Source organism: Salinicola sp. MH3R3-1 (assembly GCF_001937155.1).
GTDB lineage: Bacteria > Pseudomonadota > Gammaproteobacteria > Pseudomonadales > Halomonadaceae > Salinicola > Salinicola halophyticus.
Genome location: NZ_MSDP01000020.1, coordinates 136,787 through 154,867, shown reverse-complemented (window position 1 = coordinate 154,867; position 18,081 = coordinate 136,787). Strand labels below are relative to the sequence as shown.

The window sequence follows — 18,081 nt, the reverse complement described above, 5'->3', positions numbered from 1 at the left end:
GCACGTTGATCGAGAACGTGCCGTCGGCCTTGAGCGTGCCGGTGTAGGTTTGATTGCCGACCGTCAGCGTCACGCGATCGCCGCTGGCGTATTCGCCGCTGACCTGGCCGCTCACCGGGATCGATTGGTTGGCTTCGGCCGCGTTGACGATATTGTCACCGGCGATGGTGTCCAGCGTGATCCCGAGCGTCGGCGCGGCGGTATCGACGCCGTAGGCGTGCGTCGTCGTTGCCGTGCCGGTATTACCGGCGGCGTCGGTGTGAGACACGGATGCACGGATGCTGTCGGTGCCAGCATTCGCCAGCACCGTTCCCGGTACCGCCACGCTGAAGATGCCATTGGCCCCAACCGTCGTGGTGTAGTTCTGGCCGCCCACGGTGACCGTCACCGTATCGCCCTGGGCCGCGTCGCCGCCGGCGGTGCCACTCAGGGTAACGTTCTGCCGCGATTCGGCGGCATTGATCACGTCATCGCCAGCCACGGTGTCGAGGCTGATCGAGACGCTCGGCGCGGTGGTATCGACGCCGTAGGCATGTGTCGTCGTCGCCGTGCCGGTATTGCCGGCGGCGTCGGTGTGAGACACGGATGCACGGATGCTGTCGGTGCCGGCATTCGCCAGCACCGTTCCCGGTACCGCCACGCTGAAGATGCCATTGGCCCCGACCGTCGTGGTGTAGTTCTGGCCGCCCACGGAGACCGTCACCGTATCGCCTTGGGCCGCGTCGCCGCCGGCGGTGCCGGAGACGCTGACGTTGCTCTTGGCTTCCGCCGCGTTGATGACGTCGTCGCCGGCCACTGTATCGAGGCTGATCGAGACGCTCGGCGCGACGGTGTCGACGTCATAGCTGCCGGCGGTATTGGCGCTGCCGGTATTGCCCGCCGCATCGGTGTGGCTGACCACCGCGCTGACGCTGGAATTGCTCGCCAGCTGTGAGCCCGGCACGTTGATCGAGAACGTGCCGTCGGCCTTGACGCTGCCGGTATAGGTTTGATTGCCAACCGTCAGCGTCACGCGATCGCCGCTGGCGTATTCGCCGCTGACCTGGCCGCTCACCGGGATCGATTGGTTGGCTTCGGCCGCGTTGATGACATTGTCACCGGCGATGGTATCCAACGCGATGCCGAGCGTCGGCGCGGTGATATCGACGCCGTAGGCATGTGTCGTCGTCGCCGTGCCGGTATTGCCGGCGGCGTCGGTGTGACTGATGACCGCCGTGACCGTCGAGCCCGCCACGCTGGCGAGGAGGCTGCCTGGCACCACGACGCTGAAGGTCAGATCGTCAGCGACCGCCGCCTGATACTGTTGGCCACCGATAGCGACGGTAACAATATCTCCAGCGACGGCATCGCCGCCCGCGAGCCCCGTCAGTGTCACGGGCTGCCCGGACTCTGCGGCATTGACGACGTCGTCACCCGCAATCGTGTTCAACTGTACGGTTGGCGCCGGCGCGTCGACATCGACACTGTAGGGCCGCGTCGATGTCGCCGTGACCACACTGCCTTCACCGACATGCGTCAAGGTCGCCGTTGCCGATGGAAATTGCGCTAGCAGGCCTCCCGGAACGACCACCGAGAAGCCAAGATCCTCGCCCAGAACCGTAGAATAGGCGACGCCACCAATCGTGACCGTGACCTGATCACCAGCGACGGCATCACCGCCGCCTTTACCGCTGAGCGTAATGCTCTGTCCCGACTCCGCCAGGTTGACGATATCGTCGATCGCAATGGCATCGAGATTGACGCTGACCACCGGTGATGGCCCCATACCCTCACCCGCTGTCGAACTGGCTTCAGGGCTGAAGCTCGCGGGCGTTACCGTCACTCGACCGAGATCCGAGGCAGACGCCGCATAGCGGTAGGTGCTGGACTCTTCACGTCCGATTCGAGCGATATCGAAAGGTGCGGAGAATCCGCCACCCTCCGATAGATTCCCGCCACCGTCTGCCCCGGCGCCGGCTGCAGGCGCTTCCTGAATCGCGGTCGGATCCTGACCGGACGCAATGGCCGCTTGGAGCGATGCCACATCGGGATCCGCGGAAGCGGGGTCCGCTGCGATGACCGTGGCAACGCCTTCGATGATCTGCAGAGTCACCGGTTGCCCGGCGTTCAACGGCAGGATCGTTCCGTCGGCAAGCACAAGACGACCACCATCCGGGGCGAACAACGAGGCACCTTCTGGAATCGCCATCCCCTGAACCACGGGCTTGCGGGGATCCATCAGGAAAACATTGCCATCCACTCGGACGATAGTGACGAGAGCAGCCATCGGTATCTACCTCAGCAATCTGGAAAAGCGGAGACGAAGTAAACTTCATCAATGCGCAAAATGTAACCGTTTAGTATCCAGGATCAACATAATTTTATTTATGCCCTGGTACGTTCTCATTAATTGTCGCGCGACTTTTTACAAAGCTTAGCAAATAGAGACTCTTGCGAGAGGTTAACTGGTATCCGTCCGATCAAAGCGCCAATTAGCATGCCAACGGTGAGCGTTATATGATCGATCAAGGCCAGATTTTCACTTTCGATGCCAACAGCGAGCCCTTCCATGTCCGATGTCATCCCCGCCGGCCTGCGCCGATACTGCTCTTCCCGCGTTCAGGAAATGCCCGACAACCAGATCGTCGCCGTCGCGGATCTAGCCCGTCATGACGCCTCGGTCGTGAGGCTATGGATCGGTGAGGGAGATCTGCCTACTCCGGATTACATCAAGCAGGCGGCGGTGGATGCACTGGGACAGGACGATACCCGCTACAGCTACTCTCAGGGCTTGCCCGAACTTCGCCAGGCGCTCTCCGACTACCATCGCCGGCACTGGCAGGTCGATGTCCCCAGCGAGCGCTTCTGTGTTTCCATTGGTGGCATGAACGCCGTCACCATGGCGATGCAGGCGATTCTCGACGAGGGGAGCGAAGTCATCATGCCGACGCCCGCCTGGCCCAATGCCCGGCAGATGATCGAGATCGTCGGCGGCGTGAACGTATCGGTCCCCTTCGATTTTTACCCCGACGGCAGAATCGAGCTCGATCTGGACAAGCTGTTCGCGAAAGTGACGGACCGCACCCGCGCGGTTTTCATCAACTCACCTTCCAATCCTACGGGCTGGCGCATGCCGCTCCGGGACATGGAGCGGTTGCGAGACTTCTGTCGGGAGAAAGACCTCTGGATCGTGGCCGACGAGGTCTATAACCACTTCGTCTATGAGGATCGAGGTCAGGACGGCGGGCAGCAGCCGAGTGGATACGGCCCGGCGGCCTCTTTCCTGCAGATCTGCGAGCCGGACGAAAAACTGCTGGTCACCAACACGTTCTCCAAGAACTGGTGCATGACCGGCTGGCGCGCGGGCTGGATCGTGTTCCCGCACGGTATGGATCAGCTTTTCGCTCGACTATGCCAGTACAACACCACGGGCGTGGCATCGTTCATCCAGCGGGCCTGTATCGCGGCGCTGGAAGATGGCGACGCCTTCATCGCTGAACAGGTCGAACGCTGTCAGGCCTCGCGGGATATCTTGGTCGAGGGTCTGGCGGCGCTGGACAACGTGACGGTGTTTTCTCCGCAGGGCACCTTCTATCTCTTTTTCAAGGTGCACGGTCTGGGCGGCTCGAGCCTGGACACGGCCAAGCGGATCCTGCGGGAGGCCAAAGTCGGCGTGGCGCCAGGCAGCGCTTTCGGCCCGGAAGGCGAAGACTATCTGCGGATCTGCTTCGCCATCGACCCCGCGCTTGCCAGGGAAGCACTCGATCGACTGGTCCCGTTTCTGGCCGCACTGGCTGACGCATCGCAGAACGCCACTGCCTGATGGCTTGCCGCCCTGAACGAATCTGCCCGGCATCGTGGGCCGGGCAGTCGTGACACCAGATTCGAAACCGATCAGCAGCTCGACAATCGCTTCAACAGCTCGCTGCGGCGCTCTTCAGACATGAACGCGACCTCGATGGCATTGCCCGCCAACTCCCTGAACAGATCGCGATCCCAATCGAACGCCTCGAAACAGGCGATGTAGTTCTCCAGCACCCCGCCCCCGAAATAGGCCGGATCATCGGAATTGAGCGTCACTTTCACCCCCTGCTCGAGCATCGCCGGTAGCGGGTGGTCGGTCATCGCCTGGACGACCTTCAATCGCACGTTGGAAAGCGGGCAGACCGTCAGCGGAATCTGCGACTCACGCAGCCGTTCGACGAGTTCGGCATCCTGCAGGCATGCGACACCATGATCGACCCGGCAGATATCGAGCACATCCAGCGCTTCGCTGATATAAGCCGCCGGGCCTTCTTCTCCGGCATGCGCCACGCGGGGAATGCCCAACGCCTTGGCCCGTTCGAATACGGCTGCGAACTTGGCGGGCGGATTGCCCATTTCCGCACTGTCGAGACCGACGGCATCGATCAACTCGTAATAGGGCGCCGCTTTCTCCAGCACGTCCATCGCATCAGTGGCATCGCGATCACGCAGGAAACTCATGATCAGCGCCGTTGTCATGTCCCATTGACGCCCGGCATCCCGCATGGCGCGTCGTAGGCCTTCGAACGGCACCGCCAGCTCGACACCTCGACTCAAGTGCGCCTGCGGGTCGAACGACAGCTCGACATGCACCACGCCCTCTTCCTGTGCTCGTCCCAGATACGCCATCGCCAGGTCGTAGAAATCCTGCTCGGTGCGCAACACCCGCATCCCCTGGTAATAGAGATTCAGGAACGACTGCAGGTCGCTGAAATCGTAGGCCGCCCGCACTTCGTCCACTGTCGCGTAGGGGAGAGAAACGTTGTTGCGCGCCGCCAGCGAGAACATCAGCTCCGGCTCCAGCGAACCCTCGATATGTAAATGCAGTTCGACCTTGGGTAACTCACGCAGCCAAGTCTTCACGAGCGCTCCTCGCCATTGGAATGGATGCGACTCAGGATGCCGAAAATGACACGAGGAAGAAAGCCGACCGTCCTACACCCGCGTTGCGAGCACCTTGATGCCCAGTGCGATCATCGCCACACCCAGCACCCGATCGATCCAGTGGCTGAAACGCTTGAACGCGCGATGGATCGGCGGCGTGGAGAGCAACAAAGCCACCGCCGAGAACCAGCCGAGCTGGATCAGCATGATCCAGGCGCCGTAGATGGCGATCTGGTAGAGCGGCATATCGGGTGACAGCACGATGGTGAACAGCGAGACGAAGTAGATCGGCGCCTTGGGATTGAGCGCGTTGCAGAGAAATCCCATACCGACGGTGCGCAGCGCCGAACGGGGCGGCGCGACGGCCACCGCGCTCGGGCTCGCTTCAGTGGAGGCCGGACGCGAGCGTAATCCCTTGACGCCGAGATAGAACAGGTAGGTTCCGCCCAATAGCTTGATCGCCCAGAGCGCCTCGGCGGAGTTGGCGATCACCGCGGCAAGCCCGAAGGCGGAGTAGACGATGTGAATGGACAACCCCAGCGCGATGCCGAGACTGCACAGCAGCCCGACGCGCTTGCCGTGATTCAGTGTCTGCTGGGTCACCAGCACGAAGTCCGGCCCCGGCGAGGCAGCCGCCAGTAAATGCACGAAAGTGATGACGATCAGGCCGTGTAGCATTTCCATGACGATTCCTGAGATGCTGGAAAGAAGACGATTGAGTCGGTGCCAAACCATGATCGAATATTTTCGCCAGCAAGCCTACTGCAACCTGTGGTCGAACCATCGGCTGTTGAAGGCCTGTGCCCGCCTGTCCGAGGACGCGTTTCAGGCGCGACGAAGCAGCTTCTTCCCGTCGATTCACGCCACGCTCAACCACATCCTGATCGTCGACGCCTACTATATCGATGCCCTCGAAGGCGGCACGCTGGGCCAGCGCGCCTTCGATGACGAGCGGCCCTACTCTCGTGTCGACACGCTGTGGCCCGCCCAGGAAACACTGGATAGACGCTTGATCGCGATCTGCAATGCACTCGACGATGCCCAGCTGACCGCCGACATTGCACTCGAACGGGCAGATCGCCGGCAACTCGAACCGGCACATCGCGTGCTGGCCCACCTGTTCGTGCATCAGACCCATCACCGCGGCCAGGTTCATGCCATGCTCTCGGAGACCGACGTCGCCCCGCCGCAGCTGGACGAATTCTTCATGCGGGAAGAAGCCCCGCTGCGGCGGGAAGAGTTTGCGACGCTGGGCATCAGCGAAGCGCAGGCGTGGTCTTCGCGTCGCTAGGGCCGATCAAATCGACTGCCGATGCGCCTCGGCCAGTTCCGCCATGCTGTTGAAGCGGAAGTCGACCGTCGGCATGTCGCCGGGGTTCATCGTCGCGCCGAAACCTTCCTTGTCGTGGCGGCGGTAGATCCAGCAGTTGGCGAGGCCATTGCGGTTGGCGGGCTGATGATCGTGGAACATGCTCTCGGCGGTATGCAGAATCTTCGACTTGTCGATGCCGCGCTCGCCGAGCTTTTCCAGCATGTAGTCGAAGTTGCGCTGTGCCGGCTTGTAGGAGCCGATGTCTTCGGCGGTGTAGACCGCATCGAACTCGACGCCGAGCTTGCGCTGGCTGTAGGCAAAGCTCTCGTTATCCACGTTGGAGAGCACCACCAGCTGGTAGTGCTGCTTGAGGTAGGCGAGTGACTCGGCAGTATCGGCGAAAGCCGGCCACTGTTTGACGAAGTCGCCATAGGCCAGGCACTCGTCGTGGCTCACCGCCACGCCCCACTCCTCCGCCAGACGCTTGTAGACGACCGCCAGCAGTAGCCGATACTGCAGATGCGGCGTGTAACGCTGCTGGGTCGACTCGTGCCGGGCGTGCGCCTCGAGAATCTGATCGCGGCTCAGGTTCCGGCCGGTTCGTGCGAGTAGCGGCTGCAGCCCGGCGACCATGCCGCTCTCCCAGTCGATCAGAGTGCCATAGACGTCGAACGTCAGGGTGGTGAAATCGGTCAGTTGCATGAGGGTCTCTCTCTTCTGTGTCTGATCATGTCTGGCACGGTTCTGTGGACATCGGGCCGGAGGTTCGAATGCGTCCTTCGATTATCTGTCGATCACCAATCGGCATCGGCACTGAGCAGGCGCATCGCGACCTGTAGCTGCAGCCGGGTGTCGACATCGTTCAGGTCCATGGCAAGCGCCGTCTCCAGCCGCTCGATGCGATAGCGCAGGGTGCTGATATGGATATCGAGGGCACGTGCCGTCTGCGCCAGCTGAAAACCGCTGTGCGACAGTGCCGTGAGCGTCTCGACAGCGCTCTGCCGTCGCGCGCCATGCCCCAGGGCGCGTGAAATACGCTCGAGAAACAGTCGTCGTGCCTCACCGTCGCCTTCCAGTACTCGGCTGAACAACAAGGTTTCGAAATCCCGGCGCTCGCCGGCCTTGAGCGAGGGCAGCAGTCGGGCCACGTCACCGGCACCCTCGGCGATGGCTGTCGCGCCCTGCACCTCACGACTGATCGCCATGGCGGCCTCGCCGTCGCTCAACGCCCGCCACAGCACCTCGGTCGAGACCTCGGCACGCATCAGGAACAGCAGCTGATTGAGCGACACGGAGATCAACCGTGGCAGGCCGAGCGCCTCGAGACGATCGCCCAGCCGGCGCTCCCACCGTTCGCGTCGTAGTAAACCTTCCCGGCTCAGCGGTACCGGCTCGTTGAGCAGAATCGCGCAGACGTGATAGCCGGCGTGAGGATCCCACCCATGCAAAGACGCCCGCTCCAGCGCCGCCGGCGTGGCCTCGAACCGACCCTCGAGCAGCGAGTCGACGAAGGCGTAACCCAGCCGGGTTTCCTGCGCCTGCAGCGCCTGCTGGTGGGACAGGTGGAGCGCCGAGATCAACGCGGCCTGCTCGGCCGCCCGCTGTTCGAGCTCGCTGATCGGAGATACCGTCTCATCGATCCACAGCATGGCAGCCGGCGCCCCCTGAATTCGGACCGGACAGGCCAGCAACCGGCCCCCGTCCCTCTCGCCGAGAGAGCGAGCCGTGGCCTCGTCCAGAAACTGCGCCTCGCTCAGCATGGCCGGCGTAGGCTGGCGCATGGCATCGAACTCGGCACTGCCGCCCAGCCATTCACCCTCCAGCCCGGTGAAGAGCACGTCCCGCTCGAGCAAAAGGCTCAACGCCGTAGCGATGTCGCCCAGGCTCCGCGCCGTCAGGGCCGAACGGGTGAGATCACGATGAATGCGTTCCGCCCGGGCGATCAGCTGGCCCTGCCGTGCAATCAGCCAGGCATGCACTTCTTCGGTGATCTGGCTGAACGGCACGTCCCAGGGAATTTCCAACAGCGGAAAGTCGAGCGATTCGGCCACGCGCCGACTGGTCTCCGGGAAGGCGGTCAGAAACCGCGGCACCGCCAGCGCCACACCGGCCAGACCCTTTTCGACCAGCGCCTCGATCAGCGCTCGCTCGGCCTTCGGATCGTCGGGCCAGTGATAGCCGGTGGTCAGCAGTAGCTGGCCTTCACGAACCCAGGCGATGATGTCGGGATGATCGACCATATGGACCCATCGCAGCGGCCGCCCCAGCGAGCGCTCGCCGGCCACCACCCGAGCATGGCGCAAATTGGTTTCCCGCAGCGCCGTGGCAAGGTCGAGTTCGATCGGTAACCGCGCGCCGACGGGCGCTTCATCCCGGTTCGTCATCAGCCGTCCAGTCGCGTCGAGACGAACTTGAGATCGAGATATTCGTCGATGCCGAAGCGGCCGCCCTCACGGCCGAGACCGCTATCCTTGACCCCACCGAACGGCGCCTGCGGTACGGAAGGCGCACCGTCGTTGACGCCGACGATGCCGTAATCCAGCGACTCGGAGACGCGCGACGCGCGGCCCAGATTTCGCGTCCACAGGTAAGCGGCGAGCCCGAACGGCGTGGCGTTGGCCGCCGCGACCCCCTCTTCCTCGCTGTCGAAGACGATCAGCGGTGCCACGGGGCCGAAAGTCTCTTCCTGCATGATCTGCATGTCGCTGGTGACGTCCGCCAGCACCGTCGGCGCGACGAAGAAGCCGTCGACATCCCGCGCCGCCGTCAAACGCTTCGCGCCCTTGGCCAGCGCATCGTCGATGTGAGACTGCGCCTTGTCGCGCCCGGCCTGGCTGACCAACGGGCCGATCTGGGTCGACTCATCTTCCGGCTGGCCGACGCAGAGCGCGTCCACCGCAGCGGTCAGACGCGCGGAGAACGCCTCGAGAATGCCACGCTGTACATAGATGCGGTTGGCACAAACGCAGGTCTGGCCGCCGTTGCGGAACTTGCTCGCCATCACTTCGGTGACGGCGGCATCGATATCGGCATCGTCGAAGACCAGAAACGGCGCATGGCCGCCCAACTCCAGCGACATTCGCTTCATGGTCGCGGCGGATTTGGCGTAGAGATGCTTGCCGACCGGGGTGCTGCCGGTAAAGGTCACCTTGCGGATGCGTCGGTCGCTCATCAGTTCATCGCTGATTGCGGCCGGGCGCTCGGCGGTGATGACCTGGAAAACCTCTGGCGGCCCGCCGGCCTGCTGCCACAGCTGGGCCAGCAGCAGCGCCGTGATCGGCGTCTGCTCCGCCGGCTTGACGATCACTGAGCAGCCTGCCGCCAGCCCCGGTGCCACCTTGCGGGTGATCATTGCCGCCGGGAAGTTCCAGGGCGTGATCGCCAATACCGGGCCGACCGGCTGACGCAGCACGGCGAGCCGCTTGTCCGGATGTTGGCTGGGCAGGATATCGCCGTCGATGCGCTTGGCCTGCTCGGCGTACCACTCCAGGAAGCTGGCGGCGTAGTCGACTTCGCCCCGCGCTTCGCGGATCGGCTTGCCCATCTCCCGCGCCATGGTCACGGCGAGGATCTCCTTGGCCTCGAGCATCGCCTGGTGCCAGGCCTTGAGCAGCGCCGCGCGCTCGAAGACGGTGGTCTTGCGCCAGGACTCGAAGCCACGCTGGGCGTTGTCGGCGGCAAGCCTGGCCTGTTCGACACCGCAGTCGGCGACTTCGGCAATCACCTCTCCGCTTGCGGGAGAGCGCAAGGCGTAGCGCCCCGTGTCGGTGGCATCGAAGCCGACGATGGCGGCGGGATAGTAGGCGGCATCAGCGGGCGCTTTGAGCGATGCGAATTGATTCTGAAGAGACGATGATGAAGGCGTTGATGAAAAGGACATCGATCCGGTTACCTGTTCGAAAAGTAGGAAGTCCAGCCATCCTACCTCCGCGACAAGACGAATACTTCCTGCATAAAACAGGATTTAGCTGTCACCAATACCCACTCAAGACAGGAGAATTCAAACCACTTCGACCTTCGAGGCATCGCTCTCATTCATTCGAGCGCGCCATGCCCGACCCGGGTCGCCGCTGGTGACCAGCGTGTCGAAATCGGACAGGTCGGCGAAGAACGCTGCTCTCATGACATCTAGCTTGCTCTCGTCGGCGACCAGGATACGTCGTTCTGCATGTTCGATGGCGGCCTGCTTGGGTGCCACCTCATGAAAATGGAAGCAGCTGGCGCCCTTGTCGACATGGACGCCGGCTGCGGAAATCAGCGCCTTGTTGATACCCAGACGGCGGATCGCCGTGGTGACGTCCTGCCCGCCGAAGGATTCCGAAGCGGCGTAGTAGAGGCCCCCGAGCACGACGAGGCGCATATTGGGCATATCGCGCTGGCTGAAGGCGTTGGCGACGTTGAGCGCGTAGGTGACGATGGTCACGTTCATGTCGCGCGGCAGCAGTGCACATAGCGGCATCAACGTCGTGCCGCAGTCGACGAACACGGTATCGCCCTCTTCGATCATCGATGTCACGGTCTCGCAGAGACGCTGCTTGGCCTTGGCGTAGCGGTCCTTCTGGGCATCGAGGCTGTAGGCGGCGGTGAACTGGGGGTTGTCGGCCATGACCAGATGCCCGCCAAAGGAGACGATGGCACCATTGCTGGCAGCGATATCCCGCCTCACCGTCATCTCGGAAACGTCGCACAGCGTTGCCGCCTCGGCCAATGGGAGGGTTCCACTGCGTCTGATCGCCTCGCGAAGTCTTTCCAGCCGTACCGCACTGCGACCATTCATGACCTTCTCCCGATGTTGTCGGCCCATCGACCTTATCCCCGATCTCTCTCTGGAACGCAACGAGGAGCCCGGAGGCTCCTCGTCGATAACGCCCATCGCTGTCAGATAGGAGCGTTTAGACCAGAAATGTCAGATCAGAACTGTCGGACCAGTGCTGCTAAGCCAGAACTGCCAAATCAGAACTGCCAGCCGACGCCGAAGTAGTAACCCCAGCCGGTGGAGCGCAGCTCGAAACCATCGCCGTGGCTGTTGGGGAACGGCGCCATTTCTCCATCGTTCCATTGGCCACCGTTATGGAAGTAACGCGCCACTGCCATGAACCGCAGATGCGTGAACTGGTACAGCAGCACGTTGGTGGCCACGGTCGACTCGTTGGTACGGGTCGGGTCGTTATCGCCCAGATCCGAGGCGAAGTCATGGTTGGTGAAGCCGACGTAGACCAGTGAGGCACCGTTATCGAAGCTGCCCAACGGGTAGGAGTAGTTCAGCTGCGCGCGATAGCCGTCCCACGAGTTCTCGTTGGCGGCGCCGTAGTTTTCCCACTGGCGACGTTTGTAGAAGTTGAACGAGAGCCCCAGCGGGGAACCGGTCTCGATATCGGTGCCCAGACCGGCATAGAGCGTGTTCTGACGGCTTTCCGTGGTGTGACCCCAGTCGAAGATGTAGTCGAAGGCGACGAACCACTCCTTGAACGGGCCGACGCTCAGATCCTGACCGGTCATGTCGTCGATCGACAGCCGCGGTTCCAGCTCCATGAACACCGGCGAGCCCTTGTCGAAGATCCCGCTATCCGCGGCGTTGCCGGTACCGAAGAACTTGGGAAAATCGATATAGCCGTAAAGATCCAGCGGCCCTTTACGCCCGAAAAACTCGTACTCCAGATAGATATCGTCGACCTGCTGCGGCCCGAAGCGAATGTTCTTGCTGCCGATGACCGTGACGTTCTGGTGGTACCAGTCGGAAAGATAGGGACCCTCGGCCGTCTGCCCTTCCGACGTTGGTCCTTCGTCAGGCGCCTCCTGCTCGATGACCGGCGCCTCGCCCTGATCGTCTGCCCACGTCGGCGCGGCTGCCAGCGTCATCGACCCTATGCCTAGCGACAGCGCCAGCAAGCTGGCACTTCTCCCCGTCGACCACACTCTCGTCAACGACACTCTCGCCGACCACGCGACCGGCTGCGCGATTTTCTCTACCATGCCATCCCCCTACTTTGTTGTTATGGCGTGTTGGTTCCCATTTTGTGACTATTCTTACATTCCCGGCTTTGCACCTCGACCGGCATTCTGCCTCGCAACTATCGATGACGAGTTGCTGAAAAGCCCCAAAAAACACTATATATGGGCAATAAGTCGCCTTTCGCTACTCTATGAGCTTGTGACGATAAAAACAACAAGTGACGAACAAAACCAAAAAATGTTAAAAAGATCTCAAGAAATCGCTCTCTCCCATCGAGTTTTCTACCTACCGGGACCAACACCAAGGACAACAACATGACACTCATCATGGGTCTGGTCGGCGTCGTCGTGCTGCTGCTGATCGCGCTGATCTTTTCGAGCAACCGCAAGGCGATCAGCCTTCGCACCGTCATCGGCGCCTTTGCCATTCAAGCCGGCATCGGTGCCTTCGTGCTCTACGTGCCGTTCGGCCAGGCCGTGCTGGGATCCGTCTCCAGTGCCGTCAGCCAGGTCATCAGCTATGCCAACGACGGCATCGGCTTTTTGTTCGGCAACCTCGCCGATCCGACCAATGTCGGCTTCGTCTTCGCGATCAAGGTGCTGCCGATCATCATCTTCTTCTCGTCGCTGACGGCCGTTCTCTACTATCTGGGCATCATGCAGTGGGTTGTGCGGATTCTGGGTGGCGCGCTGCAGAAGGTCCTGGGCACCTCGCGCACCGAATCGCTCTCCGCCACCGCCAATATCTTCGTCGGCCAGACCGAGGCTCCGCTGGTGGTACGCCCGTTCCTGGCCAGCATGACCAAGTCCGAACTGTTCGCGGTGATGTGTGGCGGGCTCGCATCCGTTGCCGGTTCCGTTCTCGCCGGTTACGCCGAGCTCGGTATTCCCATGGAATACCTGATCGCCGCCTCGTTCATGGCCGCGCCCGGCGGTCTGCTGTTCGCCAAGATTCTGATGCCGGAGACGGAGAATCCCGACGATGACACGCGTCAGGCCAAGGACGTGCTGGAAGCCGAGGACAAGCCGGCCAACGTGCTCGACGCTGCCGCATCCGGCGCTTCGTCGGGACTGATGCTGGCCGCCAACGTCGGCGCCATGCTGCTGGCTTTCATCGGCCTGATCGCGATGATCGACGGCATCCTGGGTGGTGTCGGCGGCTGGTTCGGGATGGACTCGTTGAGCCTGTCGATGATCCTCGGCTGGCTGTTCTCGCCGCTGGCGTTCGTGCTCGGCATTCCCTGGCATGAAGCGACGCTGGCCGGCTCGTTCATCGGTCAGAAGCTGGTGGTCAACGAATTCGTGGCCTATATCAATCTGGCGCCCTACATCAGCGGCGACACCATGGTGGAAGCGACCGGGCAAGCGATGTCCGCCCACACCGCCGCGATCCTGTCGTTCGCGCTGTGCGGATTCGCCAACCTATCCTCGATCGCGATCTTGCTCGGCGGTCTCGGCACGCTGGCCCCCAGCCGTCGCCCGGAGATCGCTCGGTACGGGCTCAAGGCGGTACTCGCCGGCACGCTCTCCAACCTGATGTCGGCCACCCTGGCCGGGATCTTTCTGTCGCTGGCCGGTACTGCCTGATCCAGGACAGCCTGATCCGAGATGCATGAACCACGAACGCCATGAGGATCCGGCAGACTCGAGAGGCGTCAATTCGAGAGCGCATGCCGGATCCTGGCCGACTCGGGACACGACAACGGCAGGAGGCCGTCGCTGCCACGCCTAACCAAGGAAACAGGACGATGAACAGTCTCAAGCACGCCGCCAGACAGGCGCTGGCGATGATGGATCTCACCTCGCTCAACGACGACGATAATGACGCCACGATCCAGGCGCTGTGCCGCCGCACCGACACCCCGCATGGCGCTCCCGCCGCGGTGTGCATCTACCCCGCCTTCATCGAGACGGCAAATCGTGAGCTGATCGACATGGGGTTGCGAAATACGGGAGTTCGCGAGCGCGTCAGAATCGCGACCGTCACCAACTTCCCCCACGGCTGCGTCAACGTCGAACGGGCCAGTCGCGAAACCCGCGCCGCGGTAGCGGCCGGCGCCGACGAGGTCGACGTGGTGTTTCCCTACAAGGCCATGATCAACGGTGATACCGAATCGGGCCGCGCGCTGGTCACTGCCTGCCGTGACGCCTGTGGCGATCGGCTGCTCAAGGTGATTCTGGAGACTGGCGAGCTCAAGGATCCCGTACTGATTCGCCAGGCCGCGGATATTGCGCTGGAGTGCGGTGCGGATTTCCTCAAGACGTCCACCGGCAAGGTGCCGGTCAACGCGACGCTCGAGGCTGCCGAGATTCTGCTGACCGCGATTCGCGACAGCGGTCGCGATGTGGGGTTCAAGGCGGCCGGCGGTATCCGCACCGCCGAGGACGCCAAGGCTTACCTGGATCTGGCTGCGGGCATCATGGGCGAGGCGTGGCTGACGCCCGCGCATTTCCGCTTCGGCGCTTCCGGTCTGCTCGACGCGCTGCTCGCCACGCTGTCGGATGAAGACATCCAGCCGGCCACCGACGGCTACTGACAGCTTCGTTCGTTCACAGGCGGAGAACGCCATGCTGACGCAGGAAATCATTCGTCGTAAGCGCGACGGCCAGACACTCGATCGCAGGATGCTCGATCTGGTCATGCAGGGCATCGCCGATGAGCGTATCGGCGACGCACAGATCGGCGCTTTCGCCATGGCCGTCTATCTCAACGGCATGAACCGGGACGAGGCCGTGGCGCTGACCGAGTCGATCCGGGATTCCGGCCAAGTGATGCGCTGGGCCGATCTTGATCTCGACGGCCCGGTGCTTGACAAGCACTCCACCGGCGGCGTCGGCGATCTGGTTTCGCTGGTGCTGGGGCCCTGGATCGCCGCCTGTGGCGGCCATGTACCCATGGTCTCCGGGCGTGGCCTTGGCCATACCGGCGGTACGCTGGACAAACTCGAGTCGATTCCCGGCTACGACGTCACCCCGTCCGACGCCACCTTCCGCAAGCTGGTGAAAGAGGTCGGCGTGGCGATCATCGGCCAGACCGGCTCGCTGGCACCGGCCGACAAGCGCCTCTATGGCGTGCGCGACGTCACCGCCACGGTTGAGTCGATCCCGCTGATCGTCGCCTCGATCCTGGGCAAAAAGCTGGCCTGCGGTCTCGAGACCCTGGTGATGGACGTCAAGGTCGGCAGCGGCGCCTTCATGCCGACCGCAGAAGCCTCCCGCGAGCTGGCCGAGGCGATCGTCGCCATCGGCTGCGGTGCGGGGACGACAACCAGCGTGCTGCTGACCGACATGAACCAGCCGCTGGCCGACTGTGCCGGCAATTCATTGGAAGTCTTCGAAGCCCTGCGGTTGCTGCGCGGCGATGGAAAGCGGAGTCGGCTTTATCAGGTCACTCGGTCGCTGGCCCAGGAAATGCTGCTCCAGTCGGGCCTGGCCAGTGATGCCGAAGATGCGAGTAAGCGTCTGGACCTCGCTCTCGATTCCGGCGAGGCACTGGAGCGCTTCTCGCAAATGGTGCACGGTCTCGGCGGCCCAAGTGATCTGGCGGAACGCGCCGAACACCACCTTCCCACCGCACCGGTCACAGTCGATCTCGACGCTGACCAGGCAGGATTCATCAGTGCCATCGATACCCGCGGGCTCGGCCTCGCCGTGGTCGAACTGGGCGGCGGCCGGCGCAACGCGGGTGATGCCATCGATCACCGCGTCGGTCTGTCACACATCGCCGCGCTCGGCCAGCGTGTCGAACCTGGCCAACCGCTGCTTCGCATTCATGCCGCCGACCGGGCCGATGCCGAATCCATCACCCAGCGCCTGCGTCACGCCTTCACCTTGAGCGAGACGGACGATGCCACCATTCCCCCGCTGATCCACGCCACCCTGCGCCAGGAGGATCTGTAATGGGCCAGACATCGAACACGCTCGCATCGAAGCGCGCCATCCTGCTGGTGCTCGACTCCTTCGGCATTGGCAACGCGCCGGATGCCGCCGACTATGGTGATTTCAGCTCGGGAGATTCCAGTTCGAGCGATGCCGGCTCGGACACGCTCGGCCACATCGCCCGCTATCGCGCCGATGCCGGCCGCCCGCTCCATCTACCCAACCTGGCTCGTCTCGGCCTCTATCACGCCCACCGGCTGAGCACCGGCGACTGGGCGGCGGGCGCCGATGTTCCCGAAACCGTCGAAGGGGCCTACGCCTGCGCCAGCGAAATCTCCTCCGGCAAGGACACCCCCTCTGGCCATTGGGAGATCGCCGGCGTTCCGGCGCTGTTCGAGTGGGGCTATTTTCTCGATCGCGAGAACAGCTTCCCGCCCGAACTGCTTGAAGCCTTGATCGAGCAAGCCGATCTGCCCGGTGTGCTCGGCAACTGCCAGGCCTCGGGTATGCCGATCCTCGAAGCGCTGGGGGAAGCGCATATCGAGAGTGGCAAGCCGATCGTCTACACCTCGGCGGATTCGGTGTTCCAGATCGCCGCACACGAAACACACTACGGTCTCGAGCGGCTCTATGCGCTCTGCGAGATCGCCCGCGAACTGCTGATGCCCTACAACATTGGCCGGGTCATCGCTCGCCCCTTCGTAGGCGAGACGTCTGAAACGTTCGAGCGCACGGGCAACCGACGCGACTACGCCATCGAACCGCCCAGCCCGACCGTGCTGCAGAAACTGCATGACAGCGGTGGAACGGTGCTCGGGGTGGGCAAGATCGGCGATATCTACGCCCACTGCGGCGTCAGCGAGGTGCGCAAGGCGCACGGTTTTGAGGCACTGTTCGACGCCACGCTAGACGCCATCGATGACGCCGGCGACCAGACGCTGGTGATGACCAACTTCGTCGATTTCGACACGCTCTATGGTCATCGCCGCGACCCGGAAGGTTACGCCGGCGCGCTGGAGGCATTCGACCAGCGACTACCGGAAGTGCTCGCCAAGCTCGAGCCGGGCGATCTATTGATCCTGACCGCCGATCACGGCAACGACCCCACCTGGCGCGGCACCGATCACACCCGCGAACAGGTACCGGTTCTGATGGCCGGTAACGTTATCGCTCCCGGCGATTACGGCCGCCGCGACACCTATGCCGACATCGGCCAGACGCTGGCCGACCATTTCACCTTGAGCGAGATGGAATACGGCCGATCGATGTTGAAGGAACGCACAATGGCGAAAGACAGCCCCCAGAACGGAGACGAATGAGATGGCCACGCCGCATATCGAAGCCCAGTCAGGCGACTTCGCCGATACCGTGTTGATGCCCGGCGACCCGCTGCGCGCCCAGTTCATCGCCGAGACGTTCCTGGAAGACGTCGAATGCGTCAATCGCGTGCGCAACATGCTCGGTTTCACCGGCACCTATCGGGGCCGCAAGGTCTCCGTCATGGGTAGCGGCATGGGGATTCCCTCGATCTCGATCTACGCCAAGGAGCTGATCACCGAGTACGGCGTCAAACGCCTGGTCCGCGTCGGCTCCTGCGGTGCGGTGCGTGATGACGTCGCGGTCAACGACATCGTCATCGGCATGGGCGCCTGCACCGATTCCGGCGTCAATCGCACCCGCTTCGGCGGTCACGATTTCGCCGCCATTGCCGATTTCGATCTCACCCGCCATGCGGCGGATGCCGCTCGCGAACGCGGCACGCCCGTGAAAGTCGGCAACCTGTTCTCGGCGGATCTGTTCTACACCCCGGATGGCGACTTCTTCCAGACCATGAAACGCCACGGCATTCTCGGCGTCGAAATGGAAGCCGCCGGTCTCTACGGCGTCGCCGCCGAATTCGGCGCCCGCGCCCTGACGGTCTGTACGGTTTCCGACCATATTCTCAAGGGTGAAGCGCTAGACTCCCAGGCTCGCCAGACCGGCTTTCACGAGATGATGTCGATCACGCTCGATGGGCTGCTTAGAGACGACCAGGAGACTACGCAATGACC

15 protein-coding genes are annotated in these 18,081 nt (G+C 62.9%); 7 read left to right on the top strand and 8 right to left on the bottom strand.

Features of this window, described 5'->3' with window-relative positions:
* A partial coding sequence (locus BTW08_RS13655) for a retention module-containing protein (RefSeq protein ID WP_139313659.1) occupies window positions 1-2,266 on the bottom strand: 2,266 nt, incomplete at its 3' end.
* 282 nt (window positions 2,267-2,548) lie between these two features.
* Here BTW08_RS13655 and BTW08_RS13650 point away from each other — a divergent pair.
* Window positions 2,549-3,802: a pyridoxal phosphate-dependent aminotransferase gene (locus tag BTW08_RS13650; protein WP_075563073.1), complete on the top strand. Its 1,254-nt coding sequence runs from the start codon at window positions 2,549-2,551 to the stop codon at window positions 3,800-3,802.
* A 71-nt stretch (window positions 3,803-3,873) separates the two neighbouring features.
* Here BTW08_RS13650 and BTW08_RS13645 read toward each other — a convergent pair whose 3' ends face one another.
* Window positions 3,874-4,866 carry an adenosine deaminase gene (locus BTW08_RS13645; protein ID WP_075563072.1) on the bottom strand — a complete coding sequence of 331 codons (993 nt, stop codon included), beginning with the start codon at window positions 4,864-4,866 and terminating at the stop codon, window positions 3,874-3,876.
* 72 nt (window positions 4,867-4,938) lie between these two features.
* On the bottom strand, window positions 4,939-5,571 hold the full coding sequence (locus BTW08_RS13640; RefSeq protein WP_075563071.1) for a LysE family transporter: 633 nt from the start codon (window positions 5,569-5,571) through the stop codon (window positions 4,939-4,941).
* A 49-nt stretch (window positions 5,572-5,620) separates the two neighbouring features.
* Here BTW08_RS13640 and BTW08_RS13635 point away from each other — a divergent pair, with 49 nt between their 5' ends.
* Window positions 5,621-6,178, top strand: coding sequence for a DinB family protein (locus BTW08_RS13635; protein ID WP_075563070.1), 558 nt, complete (start codon window positions 5,621-5,623; stop codon window positions 6,176-6,178).
* A 6-nt stretch (window positions 6,179-6,184) separates the two neighbouring features.
* Here BTW08_RS13635 and BTW08_RS13630 read toward each other — a convergent pair whose 3' ends face one another.
* From BTW08_RS13630 to BTW08_RS13610, 5 genes are all read right to left on the bottom strand, one after another.
* Entirely contained in the window at window positions 6,185-6,901 is a 717-nt protein-coding gene (locus BTW08_RS13630) for a haloacid dehalogenase type II (RefSeq protein ID WP_075563069.1), read from the bottom strand.
* Between the two features lie 92 nt (window positions 6,902-6,993).
* Window positions 6,994-8,583 carry a PucR family transcriptional regulator gene (locus BTW08_RS13625; protein WP_075563068.1) on the bottom strand — a complete coding sequence of 530 codons (1,590 nt, stop codon included), beginning with the start codon at window positions 8,581-8,583 and terminating at the stop codon, window positions 6,994-6,996.
* The gene (locus BTW08_RS13620; RefSeq protein WP_083627877.1) at window positions 8,583-10,079 is read right to left on the bottom strand and encodes an NAD-dependent succinate-semialdehyde dehydrogenase; all 1,497 of its coding nucleotides are present in this window, start codon (window positions 10,077-10,079) and stop codon (window positions 8,583-8,585) included. Before BTW08_RS13620 ends, BTW08_RS13625 begins: the two co-directional genes overlap by 1 nt.
* Window positions 10,080-10,199: 120 nt before the next feature.
* Window positions 10,200-10,976 (bottom strand): DeoR/GlpR family DNA-binding transcription regulator, encoded by a 777-nt coding sequence (locus BTW08_RS13615; RefSeq protein WP_075563067.1) that lies wholly within the window; start codon window positions 10,974-10,976, stop codon window positions 10,200-10,202.
* A gap of 176 nt (window positions 10,977-11,152) precedes the next feature.
* Window positions 11,153-12,172: a nucleoside-specific channel-forming protein Tsx gene (locus tag BTW08_RS13610; protein WP_075563066.1), complete on the bottom strand. Its 1,020-nt coding sequence runs from the start codon at window positions 12,170-12,172 to the stop codon at window positions 11,153-11,155.
* A 294-nt stretch (window positions 12,173-12,466) separates the two neighbouring features.
* On the opposite strand from BTW08_RS13610, the gene BTW08_RS13605 reads away from it, so the two are divergent.
* From BTW08_RS13605 to deoD, 5 genes are all read left to right on the top strand, one after another.
* Window positions 12,467-13,738, top strand: a complete 1,272-nt coding sequence (locus tag BTW08_RS13605; protein ID WP_075563065.1) for a NupC/NupG family nucleoside CNT transporter — start codon at window positions 12,467-12,469, stop codon at window positions 13,736-13,738.
* A gap of 161 nt (window positions 13,739-13,899) precedes the next feature.
* On the top strand, window positions 13,900-14,688 hold the full coding sequence (gene deoC, locus BTW08_RS13600) for a deoxyribose-phosphate aldolase (RefSeq protein ID WP_075563064.1): 789 nt from the start codon (window positions 13,900-13,902) through the stop codon (window positions 14,686-14,688).
* A gap of 31 nt (window positions 14,689-14,719) precedes the next feature.
* Window positions 14,720-16,051, top strand: coding sequence for a thymidine phosphorylase (gene deoA, locus BTW08_RS13595; protein WP_083627876.1), 1,332 nt, complete (start codon window positions 14,720-14,722; stop codon window positions 16,049-16,051).
* Window positions 16,051-17,349: a phosphopentomutase gene (locus BTW08_RS13590; protein ID WP_075563062.1), complete on the top strand. Its 1,299-nt coding sequence runs from the start codon at window positions 16,051-16,053 to the stop codon at window positions 17,347-17,349. Before deoA ends, BTW08_RS13590 begins: the two co-directional genes overlap by 1 nt.
* A gap of 1 nt (window position 17,350) precedes the next feature.
* The gene (gene deoD / locus BTW08_RS13585; protein WP_075563061.1) at window positions 17,351-18,079 is read left to right on the top strand and encodes a purine-nucleoside phosphorylase; all 729 of its coding nucleotides are present in this window, start codon (window positions 17,351-17,353) and stop codon (window positions 18,077-18,079) included.
* Window positions 18,080-18,081 lie beyond the last annotated feature (2 nt).

Excerpts from the sequence above, each read along its gene's own strand:
- BTW08_RS13625 (WP_075563068.1), bottom strand. The coding sequence starts at position 8,583 with ATGACGAACCGGGATGAAGCGCCCGTCGGCGCGCGGTTACCGATCGAA.
- deoD (WP_075563061.1), top strand. The coding sequence starts at position 17,351 with ATGGCCACGCCGCATATCGAAGCCCAGTCAGGCGACTTCGCCGATACC.
- BTW08_RS13635 (WP_075563070.1), top strand. The coding sequence starts at position 5,621 with ATGATCGAATATTTTCGCCAGCAAGCCTACTGCAACCTGTGGTCGAAC.
- BTW08_RS13630 (WP_075563069.1), bottom strand. The coding sequence starts at position 6,901 with ATGCAACTGACCGATTTCACCACCCTGACGTTCGACGTCTATGGCACT.
- BTW08_RS13615 (WP_075563067.1), bottom strand. The coding sequence starts at position 10,976 with ATGAATGGTCGCAGTGCGGTACGGCTGGAAAGACTTCGCGAGGCGATC.
- BTW08_RS13605 (WP_075563065.1), top strand. The coding sequence starts at position 12,467 with ATGACACTCATCATGGGTCTGGTCGGCGTCGTCGTGCTGCTGCTGATC.
- BTW08_RS13640 (WP_075563071.1), bottom strand. The coding sequence starts at position 5,571 with ATGGAAATGCTACACGGCCTGATCGTCATCACTTTCGTGCATTTACTG.
- deoA (WP_083627876.1), top strand. The coding sequence starts at position 14,720 with ATGCTGACGCAGGAAATCATTCGTCGTAAGCGCGACGGCCAGACACTC.
- BTW08_RS13620 (WP_083627877.1), bottom strand. The coding sequence starts at position 10,079 with ATGTCCTTTTCATCAACGCCTTCATCATCGTCTCTTCAGAATCAATTC.
- BTW08_RS13590 (WP_075563062.1), top strand. The coding sequence starts at position 16,051 with ATGGGCCAGACATCGAACACGCTCGCATCGAAGCGCGCCATCCTGCTG.
- BTW08_RS13610 (WP_075563066.1), bottom strand. The coding sequence starts at position 12,172 with ATGGTAGAGAAAATCGCGCAGCCGGTCGCGTGGTCGGCGAGAGTGTCG.
- BTW08_RS13650 (WP_075563073.1), top strand. The coding sequence starts at position 2,549 with ATGTCCGATGTCATCCCCGCCGGCCTGCGCCGATACTGCTCTTCCCGC.
- deoC (WP_075563064.1), top strand. The coding sequence starts at position 13,900 with ATGAACAGTCTCAAGCACGCCGCCAGACAGGCGCTGGCGATGATGGAT.